Genomic DNA, 18,192 nt, shown 5'->3' on the forward strand with positions numbered 1-18,192 from the left:
CGCGCTCCGCATCCGCCGCATACCGCCGGGAACGGCAAAGGCCCGCGATTCCGGATGAATCGCGGGCCTCGTTTCCGGCCATCCGGCGATCCGCCGCCTTGGTCAGGCGGGCTGCACGATCAGCTTGCCGCGCAGCATGTTCATCCCGCACGTCCAGGTGAACTCCCCGGCGCGGTCGGGCGTGAACTCCACCGCGGTCGTCTGGTGTGCGGGCAGGTCGCGCGCAATGCCGAAGTCGCCCAGAATCACCTGCTCGCTGCACGAACTGGTCTCGTCGCGAAAGAAGTTCAGGCGCACCGGCCGTCCCTGCCGCACGGTGACGACGGACGGTGAATATCCGCCATGGACGGTGATGTCCACCTCCTGCACGCCGCCGGTATCCGTAGCCGCGACCGCCTGCCGCTCGCCCAGAAAGTACCACAGCACCAGCGCGATCAGCACGATTCCGCCAGTCAAGACGGCGATTTCCGTCGTATCCATCACACCCTCCGCAGGTTACTCGAAAGTACAACAGTCTGATTCAGGACCGTACCGTTCAGGGAGAGCCCCCTTCTCCCCTTTTGTCGCAGCAGAAAGAGACACCTCAGCGCGGTCAGGCTGTGTCGCGGGCCGCCATCGCTGATGCAGTTGAAGCCCCGAACGGGGCGCGAATAGCGCCGTGTCGGGGGTTCCCGCTGTCAGAGCGGCGGATTCATTCGCTCAAGGCACCCCGCTCACGCCCGGCACCTTCCGGCTCGCGCCGAACCTTCCGCCCGCCCCAACCTCCCCCAGTCTTTTTTTGGGGGAGGTTGGCGAGTCGTACGAGCCCGGTGGGGGCCGCCCTGAAGCCACCGCCAGCCGCGGGCGTCACACCCGTGCCGGCTTCCACCCGCGCAGGCGCAGCGAATTGCCCACCACGCTCACGCTGGACAGCGACATCGCCACGCTCGCCAGCACCGGCGAAAGCAGCCACCCGGTGACGGGATACAGCAGTCCCGCCGCGATCGGAATGCCGATCACGTTGTAGACGAACGCCCAGAACAGGTTCTGCTTCACCGTGCGGATGGTGGCGCGAGAAAGCTGGATGGCGCTCGCCACGCCGCCCAGATCGCCGCGCATGAGCGTGATGTCGCTGGCCTCCATCGCTACGTCCGTCCCCGTGCCGATGGCGATTCCCACGTCCGCCTGCGCCAGCGCCGGCGCGTCGTTGATGCCGTCGCCCACCATGCCCACGCGGCGCCCGGCGTCCTGCAACCGCTTGACCTCGCGCGCCTTGCCGTCCGGCAGCACCTCGGCCAGCACGTCGTCCACGCCCACCTCGCGCGCCACCGCCTCGGCCGTGCGCCGGTTGTCGCCGGTGATCATCACCACGCGCAGCCCCATGCGGCGCAGCGCGGCGATGGCGGCTTTCGATTCGGCCTTCACCGGGTCCGCGACCGCCACCAGCCCCGCCGCGCGCCAGTCCACCGCGGCGAACATGGGCGTGCGGCCCTCGCCTGCGATCGCGTCCGCGCGTGTCGCCAGATCACCGAGTGCAATGCCGCGATCCGCCATCAGCCGCGCATTGCCCAGCAGCAGCGCGCGCCCATCCACCGTCGCCTCGATGCCGTGCCCGGCCAGGGCGGAAAACGAGGCTGCATCCGTCAGTGTCAGCCCGCGGTCGCGCGCGCCGCGCACGATGGCCTCGCCCAGCGGGTGCTCGCTGCCGCGCTCCGCGCTGGCGATCCACCCCAGCAGTTCATCTTCCGCAACCCCTTCGGTGACAACGACGTCCGTGAGCGCGGGGCGGCCCTCGGTGATGGTTCCCGTCTTGTCGAGGATGATGGTGTCCAAGCGGTGCGCCGTTTCCAGGCTTTCGCCGCCCTTGATCAGCACGCCGTGCTCCGCGCCCTTGCCGGTGCCCACCATGATGGCCGTGGGCGTGGCCAGCCCCAGTGCGCACGGGCACGCGATGATGAGCACGGACACGAACGCCACCAGCGCATCGGTAAAGCGCGTATCGTCTGGCGCCAGCAGGAACCACCCCACGAATGTCGCGATGGCGATGCTGATCACCACCGGGGTGAACACGCCGCTGATGACATCCGCCATCCGGGCGATGGGCGCGCGCGAACCCTGCGCGTCCTGCACCATGCGGACGATGCGCTGCAGCGCGGTGTCGCGCCCCACGCGCGTGGCGGTGAAGCGGAACGAACCTGTCCGGTTCAGGGTGCCGCCGAACACCTCGTCGCCCGGCGCCTTTTCCACCGGCAGGCTCTCGCCGGTCAGCATCGATTCGTCCACGGCGGATGCGCCGGCGGCCACCTGCCCGTCCACCGCGATCTTTTCGCCCGGGCGCACCACGATGAGGTCGCCCACGCGCACGTCGGCGAGCGGGATGTCGGTTTCCGTACCGTCGCGCAGCACGCGGGCGGTGCGCGGCTGCAGCCCCATCAGCCGGCGGATGGCGTCTCCTGTGCGGCCCTTGGCGCGCGCCTCCAGCATCCTCCCGAGCAGGATGAGCGCGATGATGACGGCCGCGGCCTCGAAGTACACGGGCGCGCCGCCCATTCCCGCCATTCCGCCGTGCGCGTCGCTGGCGAACCAGTCCGGCCGCACGGTGGCGGCAACGGAGTAGAGGTACGCCGTGCCCGTTCCTGTCGCGATCAGGGTGTTCATGTCCGCCGCGCGATGGCGCAGCGCGGCCCAGGCACCGCGGTAGAACTGCCCGCCGGCGTACAGCACCACCGGCGTGGCGAGCAGCATCTGCACCCATTCCACGCCACGGAACGCCAGCCACGGAATGCGTCCGTGCGACATGGCCAGCACCAGCACGGGGAGCGAAAGGATCGCCGCGACCCAGAACTTGCGCCGCGTCTCGCGATACTCCGCCGCGCGGTTCTCGGCCTCCACGTCCACCGGCTCCGCGTCGTCCGTCGCCGCGGTGTCGCCAAGCGGAATGCCGAGCGCACGAACGGCGTCACGGAGCGCTCGCTCGTCCGTGACGCCGTCCAGGTAGTCGATCCGCAGCGAACCGGCGTCCGCCTCGGCCGTCACCACGCCGGGCAGGGCGCGGACGGCCGTCAGGCGACCGTCATCCAGCGCGGCGGCGGCGGAAACGGGGAGGACGGCGCGTGCGCTTCCCGCCGCGCCGTAGCCCGTGTTCTGTACGACGTGAATCAGCGACGGCAGGCCGGTCGCGGCGGGATCGTACTCCACCGTGGCGCGGCCGGTCGCGAAGTTTACGCCCGCGCGGTGCACGCCCGGCGCGCGGCTCAGCTTCGTTTCCACACGGCGCGCGCACGCCGCGCAGGTCATTCCCGTAATCGGAAGCTCAAGGCGTTCTCCAGATGGCGCCGCGTCCGCCCGCGGCTTCATCGAAAGCTGCACGACGGGCTGCGTTACGCCGCTTCCGTCATCATGGGTCGAGTCACTGCCTCGCGTGTTCGTCATCCAAACTCCCCGACGATGTTCATTCAGAACCGCCCTTCTCGTATACCCCTCCCCCCTATAATGTGCCAAGGTGCGGTGTGTGTCAACGGGCGGTCGTTCCCGGTCACACGGTGGCGCCAGACGAGAACGCGGCGAAGCACCTGGAGTGCCCCGCCGCATTCAGATGTCGTTTCCGCCGTCCGTCACCGCGGTGGCGGGCGAAGTGTGATGTGGACCTCGTTCTCCGGCCGGTCCGCGCCTTTCCTGCGCAGCTCGATGGAATCGATCCGGGATGCGTCGATCATCCGGAATACGTCACCGGTCACGCGCTGGCCGTTCACGATGAAGACGATCGGCTCGTTGGCGGGGATGCCCGGGCCATTCCCGCCGTCCAGACGAATCACAACCGGTTTCCCGGCCGGGGCGGGGCTCAGTTCCGGCGCCGTGACGCCATCCCCCGCGCACGCGGCCAGCATCAAGGCGGAGGCGGCGAGCCAGCACGGGCGACGGAACGGCGGGTTCCGATCTGCTGAAATGCCGCGATCAATCCCACGAATCAGGCGCATGCGGACCTCGTGTTCCCGGGGCGGATGAACTGCACCAGCGACAAACGTCGTGAGCGGGGCGTTTCGGACAGAGCGGACGCGCCGCATCTTCCATTCCGTGCTACACGCCGGCCGGAATGCGGAACGGTTCCGGCTGGCGTCCGTCCACGTCCGTGAAGCCGTACTCGCGCGCCAGATCGCCGGCGGTCAGCAGCTGCCCGGACCAGCGCAGCACATCCGTATCCGCCACGAGCGCGGCGACGGCGCGGCCCAGGTACGCGGGCGACTCGGTGGCGTCCAGGTTGAACGGTGCCGCATCATGAGCCGCCATCACGCGCTCGGTGCGCATCCACCCGGGGGCGAGCGCGACCGCGGCCACGCCGTGCGGCCGAAGCTCCCACGCCATGCCGTACGCCATCCGCGCCAGCGCGCTCTTGGCCACGTCGTAGTACAGGTGCCGCAGGTACTCGCCGTGCGCCCAGGCGATGGTGTTCACGATCAGCCCGCGGCCGCGTTCCACCAGCAGGGGCGCGGCGTGGCGGCTGGAATCGAACGCGGCGCGCACCCCGGCGACGAACATGCCGTCCCACGACGATGGAAGCGTCCAGAACGGCTCCATCGGCAGCCCCGACGCGGCGCCCTCGTATCCGCCCCACGCGTTGTTCACCAGCAGGTCCAGCCCGCCCTGTTCCCGCCGGACGCGCGCGAACAGCGCCTGGATGTCCGCCTCCACCGTGTGGTCGCAGCGCACACCGATCCCGACACCGCCCGCTTGAGAAACCGCCTCCGCCGCGTCCTCCACCGAACCCGGCATGCCATCCGGTGCCCGTCCGCCGCGCGTGGTGCGTCCGGTGACGTACACCGTCGCGCCCTGCTCCCCCAGCACCCGCGCGATCGCCAGCCCCGCGCCGCGCGTGGCGCCCGTAACGACGGCGACCTTTCCCCCCAGCGTTCCCATCCGTATCCTCACTGCGTGACGTACGACGTTCCGGCGAGCAGAATAAATGAACACTCATTCAGAAACTGTCAAGCATGGCACGTCCACGCAGCGCATCCACTGAGCAGATCGTCGCCGCCGCCATCCGGGTGATCGGCCGCGTGGGCCCGTCACGCCTGACGCTGGCGGAGGTCGGTGACGAGGCGGGGCTGTCCGCGGCGGCGCTGGTGCAGCGGTTCGGCGGCCGGCGCGAGCTGCTGCTGGCCGTGGCGCGGCACGGCGCCGGCTCCGTCCCCGAGCTGTTTGACCGGGCACGCGAACGCTTTCCGGCCTCGCCGCTGAACGCGCTGCTGGATGCGCTGGCGGAGGGCGCCGGCGCGGTGCAGACGCCGGAGGAGATCTCCAACCACCTGGCGTTTCTGCAGATGGACCTGACGGACCCCGAGTTCCATGCGCTCGCCCTGCAGCACGCGCGGGCGATGCTGGTGGAAATCTCGGCGCTGATCGAGGAGGCGATGGCGGCCGGCGAACTGGGAGACTGCGACCCGGACGGGGTGGGGCGGACGGTGCAGAACAGCTACAACGGGGCGCTCGTCACCTGGGCGATCTACCGCGAGGGGACACTGGCGGAGTGGATGCGCGGCGAGGTGGAGGCGGTGCTGGAGGGGTACGGCCCGGCCCCCGCGCGCTGATCGTTTTCCGTCATCGGCGGAACGAGGCGGTGCCGCCGCTCCCCATCCGGACGGGAGCGGCGGACGGGGGCGGGCCAGCGGGATGCTACTGCCGTTCCCGCGAGGCGATCAGCGTTGCGAAGCCGTTTTCTTCCGCGATCTCCACTGCGTACCCGATCGGGCGGTCCTTGCGGATCCAGGGGAAGGGAAGCACCGGCACCGGGTCCAGCAGCTCCTCAAGCGCCTCCAGGTTGGTGCTGATGGCGATGCCGCGCGGGTCCGGCCCCATGGCGTTCAGCACCACGCCGCGCACCCGCAGCCCGGCGTCGTGCGCGGCGCGGACGGTGAGCAGCGTGTGGTTGAGCGCGCCCAGGCGGTTGCCGGCCACCACCACCAGGTCCAGCCCCCATCCCACGAACAGCCCGTCCCACGCCAGGTCGCGCGTGACGGGAACCAGAAGGCCGCCCGCGCCCTCCACCAGGATGGCATCGCGGTCCTTGCAGAGCGCCTCGTACGCCGTTTCCAGCGCGCCCAGGTCCAGCAGCCCGCCGCTGCGCGACGACGCCACCCAGGGCGCCAGCGGTTCCGTCATCAGGATGGGGCGCACCGTCTCCAGCGGGTCGTTCTCCCCCGCGGCGTCGCGCAGAAGGACGGCGTCGCTGGCCGGATCGTCGGCTTTCACGCCCGTTTCGATAGGCTTCATGGCCGCCACGCGCAGGCCGCGGTTGCGCATCATCGCCAGCAGCACGGTGCCGATGAGTGTCTTGCCGACGTCCGTGTCCGTTCCCGTGATTCCCAGCCGGATCATTCTTGTTCCTGGTGCGGGGGCGCCTCGCGCGTTCGCCAGCCGGCGACATCCGCCGGAGCCCGGGCGCGTGCGGCGGGCCAGCCCGCAAGGTGCGTGCGCCGCGCCGCGCGCGAAAGGGTTCCGTCGCGGCACGGCACTTCCGTCAGGCCCCTCCAACATCGCCCTGCGTGCCCGCGCCGGCCGACCGCGAAAACGATCCTACGCCGCCCATGCCGCACCGCCTTCGAACGCACGCCACCGCATCGCCCGCCCTGCCCGGGCGCGACGAGCTGTATCGCCTGCTGGTGGAAAACGTTACCGACTACGCCATCCTGCTGCTGAGCACGGAGGGGCGCGTGGTGACGTGGAACGAAGGCGCCGAGCGCATGTTCGGCTACGACGAGGCCGACGCGCTGGGCCGCGAGTTCGCCCTCTTCTTTCCCCAGGAGGAAGCGGAATCCGGAACGCCGGACCGCGACCTGGCCACGGCGGCGCGCGACGGCCGCTGCGAAACGGTGGCGTGGCGGGTGCGCAAGGACGGGTCGCGGCTGTGGGCCAGCGTGGTGCTCACCGCCATCCACGACGCGTCGGGGCGGCTGATCGGCTTCGGGCAGATCACCCGCGACCTCACCGAGCGCAAGGAAGTGGCGGAGCGGTATGAGGAAAGCCGCCAGCGCTACCGCTCGCTCTTTGAGAACAACCCCGACGCGGTGTGCTCGTTCGACCCGGACGGAACGCTGCGCACGGCCAACCCCGCCGCGGAGTCGCTGACCGGCCACCATGCCGACGATCTGCGCGCGCGCGAGTTCTGGACGCTCTTTGTCCCCGCGGACCGCGAGCAGATGCGCACCCTGTTCGCCGAGGCGCTGGCGGGGCAGCCGCAGGTGGCGCAGTCCGCCCTGGTGCACCGCTCCGGGCGGCGGGTGGAGCTCCGGCTCACGCTGGTTCCCATCCTGGTGGCGGGCGCCATCATCGGTGTGTACTGCATCGCCGAAGATGTCACCGAGCGGCTGCGCGCCGACGCCGAGCGCGAATCGCTGCTGCTGCGCGAACGCGTCGCCCGTGCGGAGGCCGAGGCCGCCAACGCCGCCAAGACGGACTTTCTGGCCGTGGTGAGCCACGAACTCAAGACGCCGCTGCACGCCATCACCGGGTTCGCCGACCTGCTGCACGACGGCGAACTGGGCGCGCTGACCGATCCGCAGCGCCGGCCGGTGGACCGCATTCGCACCAACGGCCGCCAGCTGCTGCGGATGATTGAAGACGTGCTGGGCTACGCGCGGCTGGACTCCGGCGAGGAGCGCGTGCGGCTGGAGCGGGTGCCGCTGGACCGCGTGCTTTCCGAGCTGGTGGACGAGGCGCAGAAGAGCGCCACCGCCAAGGGGCTGGCGCTGTCCATGGAGGTGCGTGACGAGATCTGCCTGGCGGAAACCGATCCGGGGCGCGTGCGCGACCTGATCCGCGCGCTGCTGAGCAACGCGGTGAAGTTCACCGAATCCGGCGAGGTGCGGGTGACGCTGTGGCGCGAGCCGTCGTGGGTGGCGGTGGAGGTGGAGGATACGGGGATCGGGATCGACCCGGAGCAGATGCCGCGCGTGTGGGACCCGTTCTGGCAGGCGGAGCACCCGCTGATCCGCAAGGTGGGTGGCACCGGGCTGGGACTGAGCATTGCGCGGCGGCTGGCCAGCCTGCTGGGAGGCGACATCGCCGTGGTGAGCACACCGGGCGCCGGGTCCACCTTTACCGTGCGCCTCCCGCTCGCCCACGGGTGACGGGAAGAGCGCGATCCAGCATCCACCACGGACGGCTCCAGAGATGCCCATCCGCGATGAAAAAGTGTTTTCGGACGAGGAGTGGATCGCGGCGTTCTCGCTGATCCTGCCGCCGGACCGGGCGCGCGAGGAAGGCCTCGGCTTCAACCCCATGCCCGATCTGACGGGATTCGAGACGGCTACCGGCGCCGAACTCGCCGCCGCCCCGGCCTGCGGCCCGCGCAGCTACAGCGGAGATCTGCTCGACCTCCTTTCGCTGGTTTCGGACAGCTGCGCCGAGCGCGCCTGGCGTCTGATGAAGATCTCGCCCGAAGAGGGCGCCGTACGCAGGGACGCCATCAGGCTCCGCGTTGAGGAACTCGATCGGTATCGCCAGGAGCACGGTCCCGACTGAGTCCGCGGTTGAGGCGCGTTCGGAGAGGCCCCCTCCCCCCAGCCCCCTCCACCCGCTCCGCGGGAGAGGGGGAGCTTGTTCGGTGCGGAGGAGGGTTGGGCTCGCGTCCCACGCCTCGCAGGCCCCTCCCCGGCCCTCCCCGTGCAAACAGACGCACGGAGAGGGAGAACTCACACGCGATCCCATGCGCCCCGTGCAGTTGAAGCCCCGAACCGGACGCGCCAGCGGCCGGTGTCGGGGCTTTGCGTAGTTTGAGCGGCGGATTCATCCGCTCAGGATCGTCAGGCGCCGAGACAAACTCGTTGGCGCGCGCTCCGATCCGGCGCTCATCACTGTCCGCCAATCCACCGCCCATCCACTCTCATCGAACCGCGCTCATCACCAACCTCGAACGCACGCCCATCACTTTCCTCGAACGGGCTCATCGCCGTCCTGGAACCGCGCCCGGCGCCGTCCTCAAAACGGCGCGCGCTTGACACCGGCTCCGGCGCGGCGCAGCATTGCCCTGCCGCCGCGCACACCGGCGGCCATGCCCGGACCGGAATCCGGAACCGCCCACCCCGCACCCCCGGAAGCCACTGACCTCCATCACCGCGAACCCCGCCGCGCGGCCCCGCGCCGCGCTGCTGCTGGGCGCCACCGGGCTGGTGGGCGGCCACGTGCTCGATCTGCTGCTGGCCAGCCCCGCGTACGGCCGCGTCACCGTCGTGGGGCGGCGCGCGCTGGACCGCGAGCACCCGCGCCTGGTGCAGCACGTGACCGACATGGACCGCATGGCCGACCATCCCGAGTGGTTCGCGGTGGACGACGTGTTCTGCTGCCTGGGCACCACCATCGCCGCCGCCGGATCGCAGGAGGCGTTTCGCCGCGTGGACCACGACTACGTGGTGCAGGCCGCGGAACTGGCGGCGCGCGGCGGCGCGGTGCGCTATCTTCTGGTCAGCTCGTCCGGGGCGAACGCCCGGTCGCGCATCTTCTACAGCCGCACCAAGGGCGAGGCGGAGGACGGCGTGCGCGCCACCACCATCCCCGGCGTGACGCTGCTGCGCCCGTCGCTGCTGATGGGCGAGCGCGAGGAGCACCGCGCGGGCGAGGCGCTGGCGCAAAAGGTGGCGCCCGTCCTCAATCGGGTGCTGGTGGGGCCGCTGCGCCGGTACCGGGGCGTGGATGCGCACGTGGTGGCGCAGGCGATGGTGCGCCTGGCGCAGGACGAGCCGCGCGGCGTGCGGGTGGTGGAATCCGAGCAGATCCAGGAACTGGGCGCCGCATAGATGACGGAACGCGAGGAGCCGCGCGAGCGGGACGAGGCGGCGCAGCACACGCCCGTGGGGGTGATCGACCGCACGCCGCCGGGCGGATGCGGCTTTACGGGGTGCATGTGGATGGTGATGATCGTCTTCAGCGTGCTGCTGGCCCTGCTCATTTTCGGCCTGCTGACGCGCGTGTGGATCGTGCCGCCCCCGCCGGTGCGGTAGGCGCTGTCCACTCCGCTTCGCGCCAGCGCCGCCTCCGGATGGAGATGATGACGAGCGTCCGGACCGTGGCGTGAGCGGAATCGCGGGCTTCGTTTCCGCCGCCGGCGACGCGGATGCGGGGGTGCTGGCGCGGATGGCGGCTGCCCTCGCTTTTCGCGCCCCGGACGGCACCGCGGTCCGTGCCGCCGGACGCGCCGGGCTGGCCCACGCCGCCCTGCGCACCGGGGACGCGGGCGAGGCGGACGACCGCCAGCCGTTTTCGGTGGATGGACAGCGCTGGATCGTGGCGGATGCGCGGATCGACGCGCGCGGCGACCTGGTGCGCGCCCTCCGCGCGGGCGGCATCCACACGTCCGCGGACCGTCCCGCGGCGGAGCTGATCCTGCACGCCGTCCAGCTCTGGGGCGACGGCGCGCCGGAGCACCTGCTGGGCGACTTCGCCTTCGTAGTGTGGGATGTGCCCCGCCAGAGGCTGTTCTGCGCGCGCTCTCCCTTCGGCTTCAAGCCGTTCTACTACGCCGACGCTCCGGACGCCCTCGTCTTTTCCAACACGCCGGACTGCGTTCGCGTGCATCCGGGGGTGGCGGCGGGGCTGGACGAGGAGTGGATCGCGGACTTTCTGGTCCACGGCGAATCGCAATCCGCCACCGCCACCATCCACGCCGCCATCCGCCAGCTCCCCGCCGCGCACACGCTGGTGGCGGAAAACGGGCGCGTCCGCATCCACCGCTTCTGGTCGCTCCCGGAGCGGAGCGAGCCGCTTCATCTGAAACCCGCGGAGTACGCGGAGCGATTCCGCGCGCTGCTGCGGGACGCGGTGGCGGACCGGCTGCCGGCGGAGCGCGCCTCCCTGCTGCTGAGCGGCGGGCGCGACTCCACCGCGCTGGCCGCCGTCTGGCGGGAACTGGCGGATCGGGGTGACACCTCCGCCGAACTGCGGGGATACACCGCCCACCACGCGCGGCTGATGCCGGATCAGGAGCCCGCGTTTTCCGCCATGGCGGCGCTCGCGCTCGGGATTCCGCACGCGCTGCTGGCCGTGGACGAGTACGGGCCGTTCGACCGGTGGAACGCGGCGGAGTTGTACCGGCCGCAGCCCGCCGCGTCGCCGCTGCTGGCCATCGAGGCGGACCAGTACGCGCAGGCCGCCGCCCACTCGCGCGTGCTGCTGACGGGACAGGGTGGCGACGCGCTGCTGCGGGAAAGCACGTCGCGCCTTACGCGGCTCGTCGTTGCGGGACACCCGCTGCGCGCGGCGGCGGAGGCGGCGGCATACGTGCGGTGGAACGGGCGCCTGCCGCGGCCGGGGATCCGCACCTGGCGCGCGGGCCCGTACCGCCCGGCGGCGGACGCGCCGGCGTGGGTGGACGCGGATTTCGCGCGGCGGGTGAACCTGCCGGCGCGGCTGGATGCGTGGGCCGCGCAGTTCCACAATCCGCCACCGCACAACCTGCGGCCGGAAGCGGCGGAGCAGCTCTCCGGCGCGCTCTGGCCCGTGCTGGGTGCGCTGTGGGACCCGGGAAGCACCGGCGTGCTGATCGAGCCGCGCCACCCGCTGTTCGACCTGCGGCTGGTGGCGTTCGTGCTGTCCATTCCGCCCGCGCAGTGGTACAATGACAAGGGATTGCTGCGCATCGCCATGCGGGACCGGCTTCCCGCGCCGCTGCTGAACCGGCCCAAGACCCCCGTCGCGGACGATCCGCTCGCTGTCCGCTTCCGTGCGAGGGGAGACGGATGGCTGCGCGGGCTGCGCGCGGGGCCGAACGTGGCGCCATGGGTGAACCTGGCGCGCGTCCCGGCGCTCACCGGCGGCACGTCCGCGGAGGCGTCCGGCCGCCTGGACGCGGACCTCCGCCCGCTGGCGCTTTCGCTCTGGCTCACCCGGCCGCGCCGATGACCATCCACGCTGATCCACACGGCTCAGTGACACGCGTCCGCCTCCGCCGACACCACCGCCGCCGTTGATCTCCATCCGCCGATACCGCCTGTACGGGCTGGCCGTGGACGTGGAGCCCGGGCTCCCCGACCTGCCGGCCGAGGACGCCGCGGGCCCGGCCGACGTGCGCGTGTGGATGGGCCGCGTTCCGGCAGACGTTTTTCCGTCCGTGGCGGAAGAAGAACGGTGGTACGTGTCGCCGCGCTTGTCCGTAGAGGGCGAGCCGACGGTGGTGGTGCACCGCCGCGCGGATGGCGGATACCGGCTGGCGTACGCGGACGGGTGCGAATACGTCGTGGACGGGGCCGCGGCGGCGGTCGCCTGCACCTGGCCCGCGCACTACACGCCGGAGGACGCGGCCACGTACCTGCTGGGCCCCGTGCTGGGGCTGGTTCTGCGCATGCGCGGCGTCCCGTCGCTGCACGCCGGCGCCGTGGCGATGGACGGCGGCGTGGTGGCGGTCGTGGGCCCGGCGGGCGCGGGCAAGTCCACGACGACGGCGGTGCTGGCCGGCCGGGGACACCGCGTGGTGGCGGATGACGTGCTGGCCATTCGCCTGCGGGATGGCGCCGTGCTCGCCCAGCCCGCGTATCCGCACCTGCGCCTGTGGCCGGATTCGGTGCCCACGGTGCTGGGCCCGGGCGGTCGCCTTCCGCCGCTGACGCCCAACTGGGACAAGCGCTTCATGCGCATGGATGACGGCTTTCATCCCCATCCGCTTCCCCTTTCCGCCATCTACCTCCTCGCCGCGCGGCGGGCGGACGACGCGCCCCGGCTGGAGCCGGTGCTCGCGGTGGAGGGGATGCTGGCGCTGGTGGGGAACGCGTACGTGGGGTGGCTTCCCGACCGGGCGGCGCACGCGCGCGACGCCCGGGTGCTGGGGCAGGTGGCGCGCACTGTCCCCATTCTTCGCGCCACGCCGCACACCGATCCCGCTCTCCTCACCCGACTGTGCGAGATGATTGAACAAGACGTGAAACGGCGGTCCGGCACCGCGGGAGCGCCCGCGTGACCCGGTCGTACAACGTCCGCTCGTTCGGGCTGATGGCGGCGGACCACGTGCGGATCGATGCCTACGCCGCGGCGCTGGAGCAGGCGGTGCGGCCGGGCTCGGTGGTGCTGGACGTGGGGACGGGAACGGGGATTCTGGCGCTGCTGGCCTGCCGGCTGGGCGCGCGGCGCGTGTACGCCATCGAGCCCAACGACGCGGTGCAGCTGGCGCGGCTGGCGGCGCGGGACAACGGATTCGCGGACCGCATCGAGTTCATCCAGGCGCTCTCCATGGACGTGGAGCTGCCGGAGCGCGCGGACGTCATCGTCTCGGACCTGCGCGGGGTGCTTCCGGTCGCCTTTCCGCACATCACCGCCATCGCGGACGTGCGCGAGCGGATGCTGGCGCCCGGCGGCGTGCTGATTCCCCGCCGCGACACCGTCCGCGCCGCACCGGTGGAGGCGCCGCGGGAGCACGCCGCCATCACCTCGCCGTGGACGGAGCACGGCCTGGGGCTGGACATGTCATCCTCCCGCGCGGCCGCGCTCAACGACTGGGGCAAGGTGCACTTTGCCGCCGGGCAGCTGCTGGCGGCGCCGCAGACCTGGGCCGTGCTGGACTACCGCACCATCACGGACCCCAACCTCAAGGCCACGATGGAATGGACGGTGGAGCGCGACGGCACCGGGCACGGCGTGTCGGTGTGGTTTGACGCGGATCTGGCGGAAGGGGTGGGGTTCACGACGGGGCCGGAGGGGCCGCAGACCATCTACGGAACCGCGTTTCTGCCCTGGCTGGAGCCGGTGCCGCTGGTGCGCGGCGACCGCATCCGCATGATGCTGCAGGCGCGCGGCATCAGCGACGACTACGTGTGGGTTTGGGATACCACGGTGGAGCGCGCGGATGGTTCCCGTGTCCGCTTCCGGCAGTCCACGCTGCGCGCGGGGGCGTTCCCCTCGCAGCAGATGCGGCGCAGGGGGCACGATTTTGCGCCCATGCTGGGGGAGCAGGGGCGCGCGGACCGCGAGATTCTGGGCTTGATGGACGGAACCGCGACGCTGGGAGAGATCGCCACGGAGGCGCGGCGCAGGTTTCCCGCGCTGTTCACCAGCTGGGAGGCCGCCCTGTCCCGCGTGGGCCAGCTGAGCGAGACGTTTTCGGAGTAGGAACGGCCGGAACGGCGGCGGGCCTCAGGTCTTGAGGTTGTTGCCGCCGTTGATGTTGTCGTTCTTGTTCTTGGAGATGGAAACCGTCTGCGTGAGCGCGGCAAGATCCCCGAAGATGCGCAGGCGCGGCGGGGTGTAGGGAAGACGGTGCGTGTCTTTGGACTGCATGATGGGATTTCGGTTCGCATGGATGCCGGGCGCGCTAGCCACGCGCGCAGTAAACATTTAGCAGCATCCGTGCTACGGGGCAACCCCCGCGTCCACTGTGTCCCGTATCACGCGCCGCGCATCGGATGAGCACGCGGCGCGAAACTCTCCTTTGCGGACGCTTGTGTTCGATGCCAGCCGCAGGTTTTCTCCCGCCGTTTCCGTCCGCCGCGACGGGCTCCGTTCCTTTGCGACCGCCGCGCTTACGCAGGGGACGATTCCATCCGCGCCAGGTCGTACGCGAGCAGATGGCCGCGAAAGCGGTGGAGCCACGCCGCCAGCCGCGCTGGCTCCGTGGCGATGACGTATCCCCCGGTCGTCGCAGGGGTGGATCAGGGCGCCGGTTCGTCTCCGTCCCGCACGCCCGTTGCGCCATCGTCGATTCTGAATCTGCATTCATGATCCCTCGCCGGTGACGAACCCGCGCCGCAACCCGGGGGATCAGTTGCGGGTGACGTTCTCCAGCAGCAGGGTGTAGGCGCCGGTTTCGCCGCTGGTGAGCGTGTTGACGCGGATGGTCACGGGCCCATCCCGATCCGCCACGAACCGCACACGTGAGTTCGTTCCGCCCGCCCCGTCATCATCCGTCACCGCATTCACAAGCTGCGTCCCCGCGCCCGGCCGGCCGGCGTGCAGAAAGGCATCGAACGCGGCCGACGTCAGCGTGACGGTGATCCGCTCGCCGCGGCGCGCTGTGTACGTGTAGTCGTGATAGAACGATCCATCCGCCAGCCGCCCGTCGCTGTTCTGCAGCTCGCCCTGCGTGCGCTGGCCCGCGCGCAGAACGCGCGGTGCCGGCCCCCGAGGCTGCGGGCCATCCGTCCGCCCGCCGCCGATGGAGGTGAGCGCCAGCGTGTACGCGCCCGTTTCTCCCGGCCCCAGCGTGTTGACGCGGATGGTGAGCGGGCCGGCGCGGGGGGCCGTGTACTCCACGCGCGAGTTGGTTCCGCCGCCGCTGTCGTCGTCGTTCACGGCGTCCTGCAGCCCGCTTCCCGCGCCCACGAACAGCATCGCGTCAAAGTCGGCGGAGGCCAGGGTGACGGTGATGCGCTCGCCCGCGCGCGCCGTGTAGGTGTAGTCGGCGTAATGCGAATTGTCGCTCAGCACGGGGGCCGTGGCAGTGAGTTGGCCCTGCACGCGCTCTCCCGCGCGGAGCGTTCGGCTGGCGGTGGGCGCCGGGCGCGAGCCGCCGCCGCGGGGCGCGGGCGCGGGCGCGGGTGACCCGCCGCCACCGGGTGCGTTGATCACCATCGTGTAATCGCCGGACGTGCCCGGACGTCCGGGAGGCGCCAGCGCAGAGACAATCAGCGTTATCGTTTCCGTAGTGGTGATGTCCGCCGTCCAGAGATCCACGAGCCGTTCCCCGGTCCACTTTGCCTCGTACCCCATCTGCCGCACCCCGCTGGCGGGCGACACAAGCAGGACGGCCGCCTGCAGCGGCGCCGTCTTGATGAGCGTGACCTCCAGGCGCGTTCCGGCGCGCACCCTCACCTGGTGCTCGTCGGAGAGCACTCCGTTGGCGAGCAGCTTGTCGCCGGGCGCCAGGCTGCCGCGGATGGTGGTTTCCTGCGCCGCGGCGGGGCGGGCGAGCAGTGCGGCCACGATCGTGAGCAGCCACACCGCGCGCCGCGCCGTCCGGTTGCCGCTCGTGTGCATGTTGATGGCGTGCATGATTTTTCGCGTGTTCAACTGTGCGTTCCGGTGATGAACGGCCTCCCATCCATCCTGCCCGGTTCCGCCACCGCGCACACTGATGAGCAGCGGCGCGCCTGGCGGTCTGTTCCATCCATCAGCCGATGACGACCATGGACCTGCCGCTGGATCAGGCTTCCTCGTCCGGCGCGCTGGTGTAGAACGCCACGCCGAATCCGCAGCGCGGCGACGCGCACGCCCGCATCAGCACGCGGACGACGTAGGTGCCGGCGCGCTCTGCGGTGAGGCGGATTTCAGGTGATGTGTCAGCGTATTCCTTGGTCCAGATCGTCCGGCCGTCCGGATCCATCAGGCTCAGGTCCAGATTGCGGCAGTCCGCGTCGCACACGCCCTGAATCACATACTCGCTTTCCGCCACCAGCGTGACCGGCACATCCGTCGTCGTGTTCCAGTTGAGCACGCCGGTCACGGGATCGCGCGCGGGCCGCAGTTCATCCGCTTCGGCCTGCTCGTTCAGGCGCGCCAGCAGGCGGGGCACGATGCCGTCCGCGGCGACGCTGTCGATGGCGGCGCGACTTGTGGCCGCGTCACCCATCGGCGCAGGCGCGGGCCACGGCGACGCTGGCGTCGGGGATAGGGACGGCGGCGCGGACGAACCGCATCCCGCGCCCGTCATCATTCCCGCCACGGCGAGGACCCTTGCGCAGGCGCGGCGGGTTCGGCTCCGCCGCGCGCGGATCGCGATCGTGGCCGATAAGGTCATCATGGCGTGGCCGGCGGCGTGCTGGTCGGGATCTCCACCGGCGTCGCGGGCGAGGTGATGGTCGTCACCTCCGGCGTGAGGACGACGGGCTCCACCGGGGGCTTCTGCGCTGGCGGAGCGGGTGCGGCGGGCTCGGTGGTCGGAGCAGGCGCCGGGGCGGGCTCGACTGGCGGCGCGGGCGCCGGCGGATTGGGCGCCGTCGGAACCGGCGCTGTCTGAACCGGTGTTGCCGGAGCAGGAGCCGGACGGGTCGGAGCCGGCCTCGGCGCGGTGCGCGGGGCAGCCGGCACTTGGCGCGGAGCGGGCTCGGGAGCGACGGCGGGCGGTGTGGCCGGCGTGGGTGCCGGTGCCGGAACGGGCGTCGGTGCGGGAGCGGGAGCCGGCGGAGCCGGACGGTTCTGTGCCGGCGTTGGAGCCGGGGACGGGCGCGGAGAGGTGACCGGCGGCGCGGCGGGCGGCGCGGGCGGAGTGACGCGCGGCGCTGCGGGAGGGGTCACGCGCGGGGCGGTGGAAGGACGGGGGCGCATGGCCGGCTCGCCCGGCGTCTGGTGGATGGCCACCGCGAATCCGCACGGGTTGGCCGTGCACCGCCGCATGATGGCCTCCAGCGTCCACCCGCTGGCCCGCGCGGGCGGCAGGCGCAGGAACGGGAGCGCATCGGCATCGGCATCCACCGCCACCACGCCGCTGGGCGAAACGACGCGCAGGTCCAGGTTGGAGCAGTCCATGTCGCACGCGGCGACGACGGTGTAGCGGACGCCCGCCTCCAGGTCCAGCGGCATCCGCATCACGCCACCGTTGTCGAGCGAGTTGACCCACAGATCGTGCGTGCGGTCGTTCAGCCCGAACCACGCTTCCGATTCGCCCAGCCGCGAAATCACGTAGCGGCGCAGCGGATTCAGCCGCTCCAGCCTCCAGGCATTGCGCGGCACGGACGTGTCCGGATCGTCCTCGTCATACGCGCCGCGCGTCTCCGAAATCCGCCGGTACACGCTGACGTTGCTGGGCCTCTCGTAGTAGTCGGGGCAGCGGCCGCGGCTGGCGACGCTCGTCACCACGTATCCCGGAATGCTGGTTGTAAGCGTGTTGCAGACGGAAACCGTATCGCCCGGAACCCGGATGGTGAGCTGGTTGTAGCTCCGCTCATAGTAGCCGGGGCACTGCCCGCGGCTTTCCACGGCCACCACCACGTACCGCGCGGGAATCGGCTGGCCACTGCAGATGGTGATGTTCTCCTGCGCGTGCCCCCGCCCGGGCGCGGCGAGCGCGAGCAGTGCCGTGCACGCGAGCAGAATGCGCGGGAGCGCGCGGGGCGAGGCGTTGCGGCGAACGAGAGTCATGGATGTCCGATGCGTGGAGGACGGCGTCGCGTTTTCTGTCGATCAACATGCCCGGAGCGCGTTCCCGCTCCGTTCCCCCGCCGTTCATCCACGCGCAACCGGCTGCGGCGCAACAACATCCCCCGAGATGGCAATCAGCGCAGCGGATGCATGGCGACGACGATC

At 71.2% G+C, this 18,192-nt stretch carries 17 protein-coding genes; 8 read left to right on the forward strand and 9 right to left on the reverse strand.

What is annotated here, in order from left to right; genetic code table 11:
• Positions 1–102 precede the first annotated feature (102 nt).
• The 4 genes from HNQ61_RS10630 to HNQ61_RS10645 all read right to left on the reverse strand — a co-directional run bounded on the left by HNQ61_RS10630 (position 103) and on the right by HNQ61_RS10645 (position 4,893).
• Positions 103–480: a cupredoxin domain-containing protein gene (locus HNQ61_RS10630; protein ID WP_170034390.1), complete on the reverse strand. Its 378-nt coding sequence runs from the start codon at positions 478–480 to the stop codon at positions 103–105.
• Between the two features lie 366 nt (positions 481–846).
• Positions 847–3,411 carry a heavy metal translocating P-type ATPase gene (locus tag HNQ61_RS10635; RefSeq protein WP_205761429.1) on the reverse strand — a complete coding sequence of 855 codons (2,565 nt, stop codon included), beginning with the start codon at positions 3,409–3,411 and terminating at the stop codon, positions 847–849.
• A gap of 182 nt (positions 3,412–3,593) precedes the next feature.
• Positions 3,594–3,956 carry a hypothetical protein gene (locus HNQ61_RS10640; protein WP_170034391.1) on the reverse strand — a complete coding sequence of 121 codons (363 nt, stop codon included), beginning with the start codon at positions 3,954–3,956 and terminating at the stop codon, positions 3,594–3,596.
• Between the two features lie 100 nt (positions 3,957–4,056).
• Positions 4,057–4,893: an SDR family NAD(P)-dependent oxidoreductase gene (locus HNQ61_RS10645; RefSeq protein ID WP_170034392.1), complete on the reverse strand. Its 837-nt coding sequence runs from the start codon at positions 4,891–4,893 to the stop codon at positions 4,057–4,059.
• Between the two features lie 74 nt (positions 4,894–4,967).
• Between HNQ61_RS10645 and HNQ61_RS10650 the strand changes: the two genes are divergently transcribed.
• Positions 4,968–5,564: a TetR/AcrR family transcriptional regulator gene (locus tag HNQ61_RS10650; RefSeq protein WP_170034393.1), complete on the forward strand. Its 597-nt coding sequence runs from the start codon at positions 4,968–4,970 to the stop codon at positions 5,562–5,564.
• An 85-nt stretch (positions 5,565–5,649) separates the two neighbouring features.
• Here the strand turns inward: HNQ61_RS10650 and bioD are convergent, their stop codons facing one another.
• The gene (bioD, locus tag HNQ61_RS10655; RefSeq protein WP_170034394.1) at positions 5,650–6,351 is read right to left on the reverse strand and encodes a dethiobiotin synthase; all 702 of its coding nucleotides are present in this window, start codon (positions 6,349–6,351) and stop codon (positions 5,650–5,652) included.
• 167 nt (positions 6,352–6,518) lie between these two features.
• On the opposite strand from bioD, the gene HNQ61_RS10660 reads away from it, so the two are divergent.
• The 7 genes from HNQ61_RS10660 (at position 6,519) to HNQ61_RS10690 (ending at position 14,064) form a co-directional block, all read left to right on the forward strand.
• Positions 6,519–8,102, forward strand: a complete 1,584-nt coding sequence (locus tag HNQ61_RS10660) for a PAS domain S-box protein (protein WP_170034395.1) — start codon at positions 6,519–6,521, stop codon at positions 8,100–8,102.
• A 43-nt stretch (positions 8,103–8,145) separates the two neighbouring features.
• Positions 8,146–8,496 (forward strand): hypothetical protein, encoded by a 351-nt coding sequence (locus HNQ61_RS10665; protein WP_170034396.1) that lies wholly within the window; start codon positions 8,146–8,148, stop codon positions 8,494–8,496.
• A 500-nt stretch (positions 8,497–8,996) separates the two neighbouring features.
• Positions 8,997–9,767, forward strand: a complete 771-nt coding sequence (locus HNQ61_RS10670; protein ID WP_205761431.1) for an oxidoreductase — start codon at positions 8,997–8,999, stop codon at positions 9,765–9,767.
• Positions 9,768–9,971, forward strand: coding sequence for a hypothetical protein (locus HNQ61_RS10675; protein WP_170034397.1), 204 nt, complete (start codon positions 9,768–9,770; stop codon positions 9,969–9,971).
• A 70-nt stretch (positions 9,972–10,041) separates the two neighbouring features.
• Positions 10,042–11,868 (forward strand): asparagine synthase-related protein, encoded by a 1,827-nt coding sequence (locus tag HNQ61_RS10680; RefSeq protein WP_170034398.1) that lies wholly within the window; start codon positions 10,042–10,044, stop codon positions 11,866–11,868.
• Between the two features lie 64 nt (positions 11,869–11,932).
• Positions 11,933–12,919: a hypothetical protein gene (locus HNQ61_RS10685; protein WP_170034399.1), complete on the forward strand. Its 987-nt coding sequence runs from the start codon at positions 11,933–11,935 to the stop codon at positions 12,917–12,919.
• Positions 12,916–14,064, forward strand: a complete 1,149-nt coding sequence (locus HNQ61_RS10690) for a 50S ribosomal protein L11 methyltransferase (protein WP_170034400.1) — start codon at positions 12,916–12,918, stop codon at positions 14,062–14,064. The genes HNQ61_RS10685 and HNQ61_RS10690 overlap by 4 nt, the downstream gene beginning before the upstream one ends.
• A 24-nt stretch (positions 14,065–14,088) precedes the next feature.
• On the opposite strand, the gene HNQ61_RS10695 is transcribed toward HNQ61_RS10690, so the two are convergent.
• The 4 genes from HNQ61_RS10695 to HNQ61_RS10710 all read right to left on the reverse strand — a co-directional run bounded on the left by HNQ61_RS10695 (position 14,089) and on the right by HNQ61_RS10710 (position 18,027).
• Entirely contained in the window at positions 14,089–14,232 is a 144-nt protein-coding gene (locus HNQ61_RS10695) for a hypothetical protein (RefSeq protein WP_170034401.1), read from the reverse strand.
• A 480-nt stretch (positions 14,233–14,712) separates the two neighbouring features.
• Positions 14,713–15,960: a PPC domain-containing protein gene (locus HNQ61_RS10700; RefSeq protein ID WP_170034402.1), complete on the reverse strand. Its 1,248-nt coding sequence runs from the start codon at positions 15,958–15,960 to the stop codon at positions 14,713–14,715.
• A gap of 133 nt (positions 15,961–16,093) precedes the next feature.
• A complete protein-coding gene (locus HNQ61_RS10705; protein WP_170034403.1) occupies positions 16,094–16,519 on the reverse strand; it encodes a hypothetical protein in 426 nt (141 codons plus the stop codon).
• 167 nt (positions 16,520–16,686) lie between these two features.
• Positions 16,687–18,027: a hypothetical protein gene (locus HNQ61_RS10710; protein WP_170034404.1), complete on the reverse strand. Its 1,341-nt coding sequence runs from the start codon at positions 18,025–18,027 to the stop codon at positions 16,687–16,689.
• Positions 18,028–18,192: the final 165 nt, after the last annotated feature.

It is taken from the genome of Longimicrobium terrae (assembly GCF_014202995.1).
GTDB lineage: Bacteria > Gemmatimonadota > Gemmatimonadetes > Longimicrobiales > Longimicrobiaceae > Longimicrobium > Longimicrobium terrae.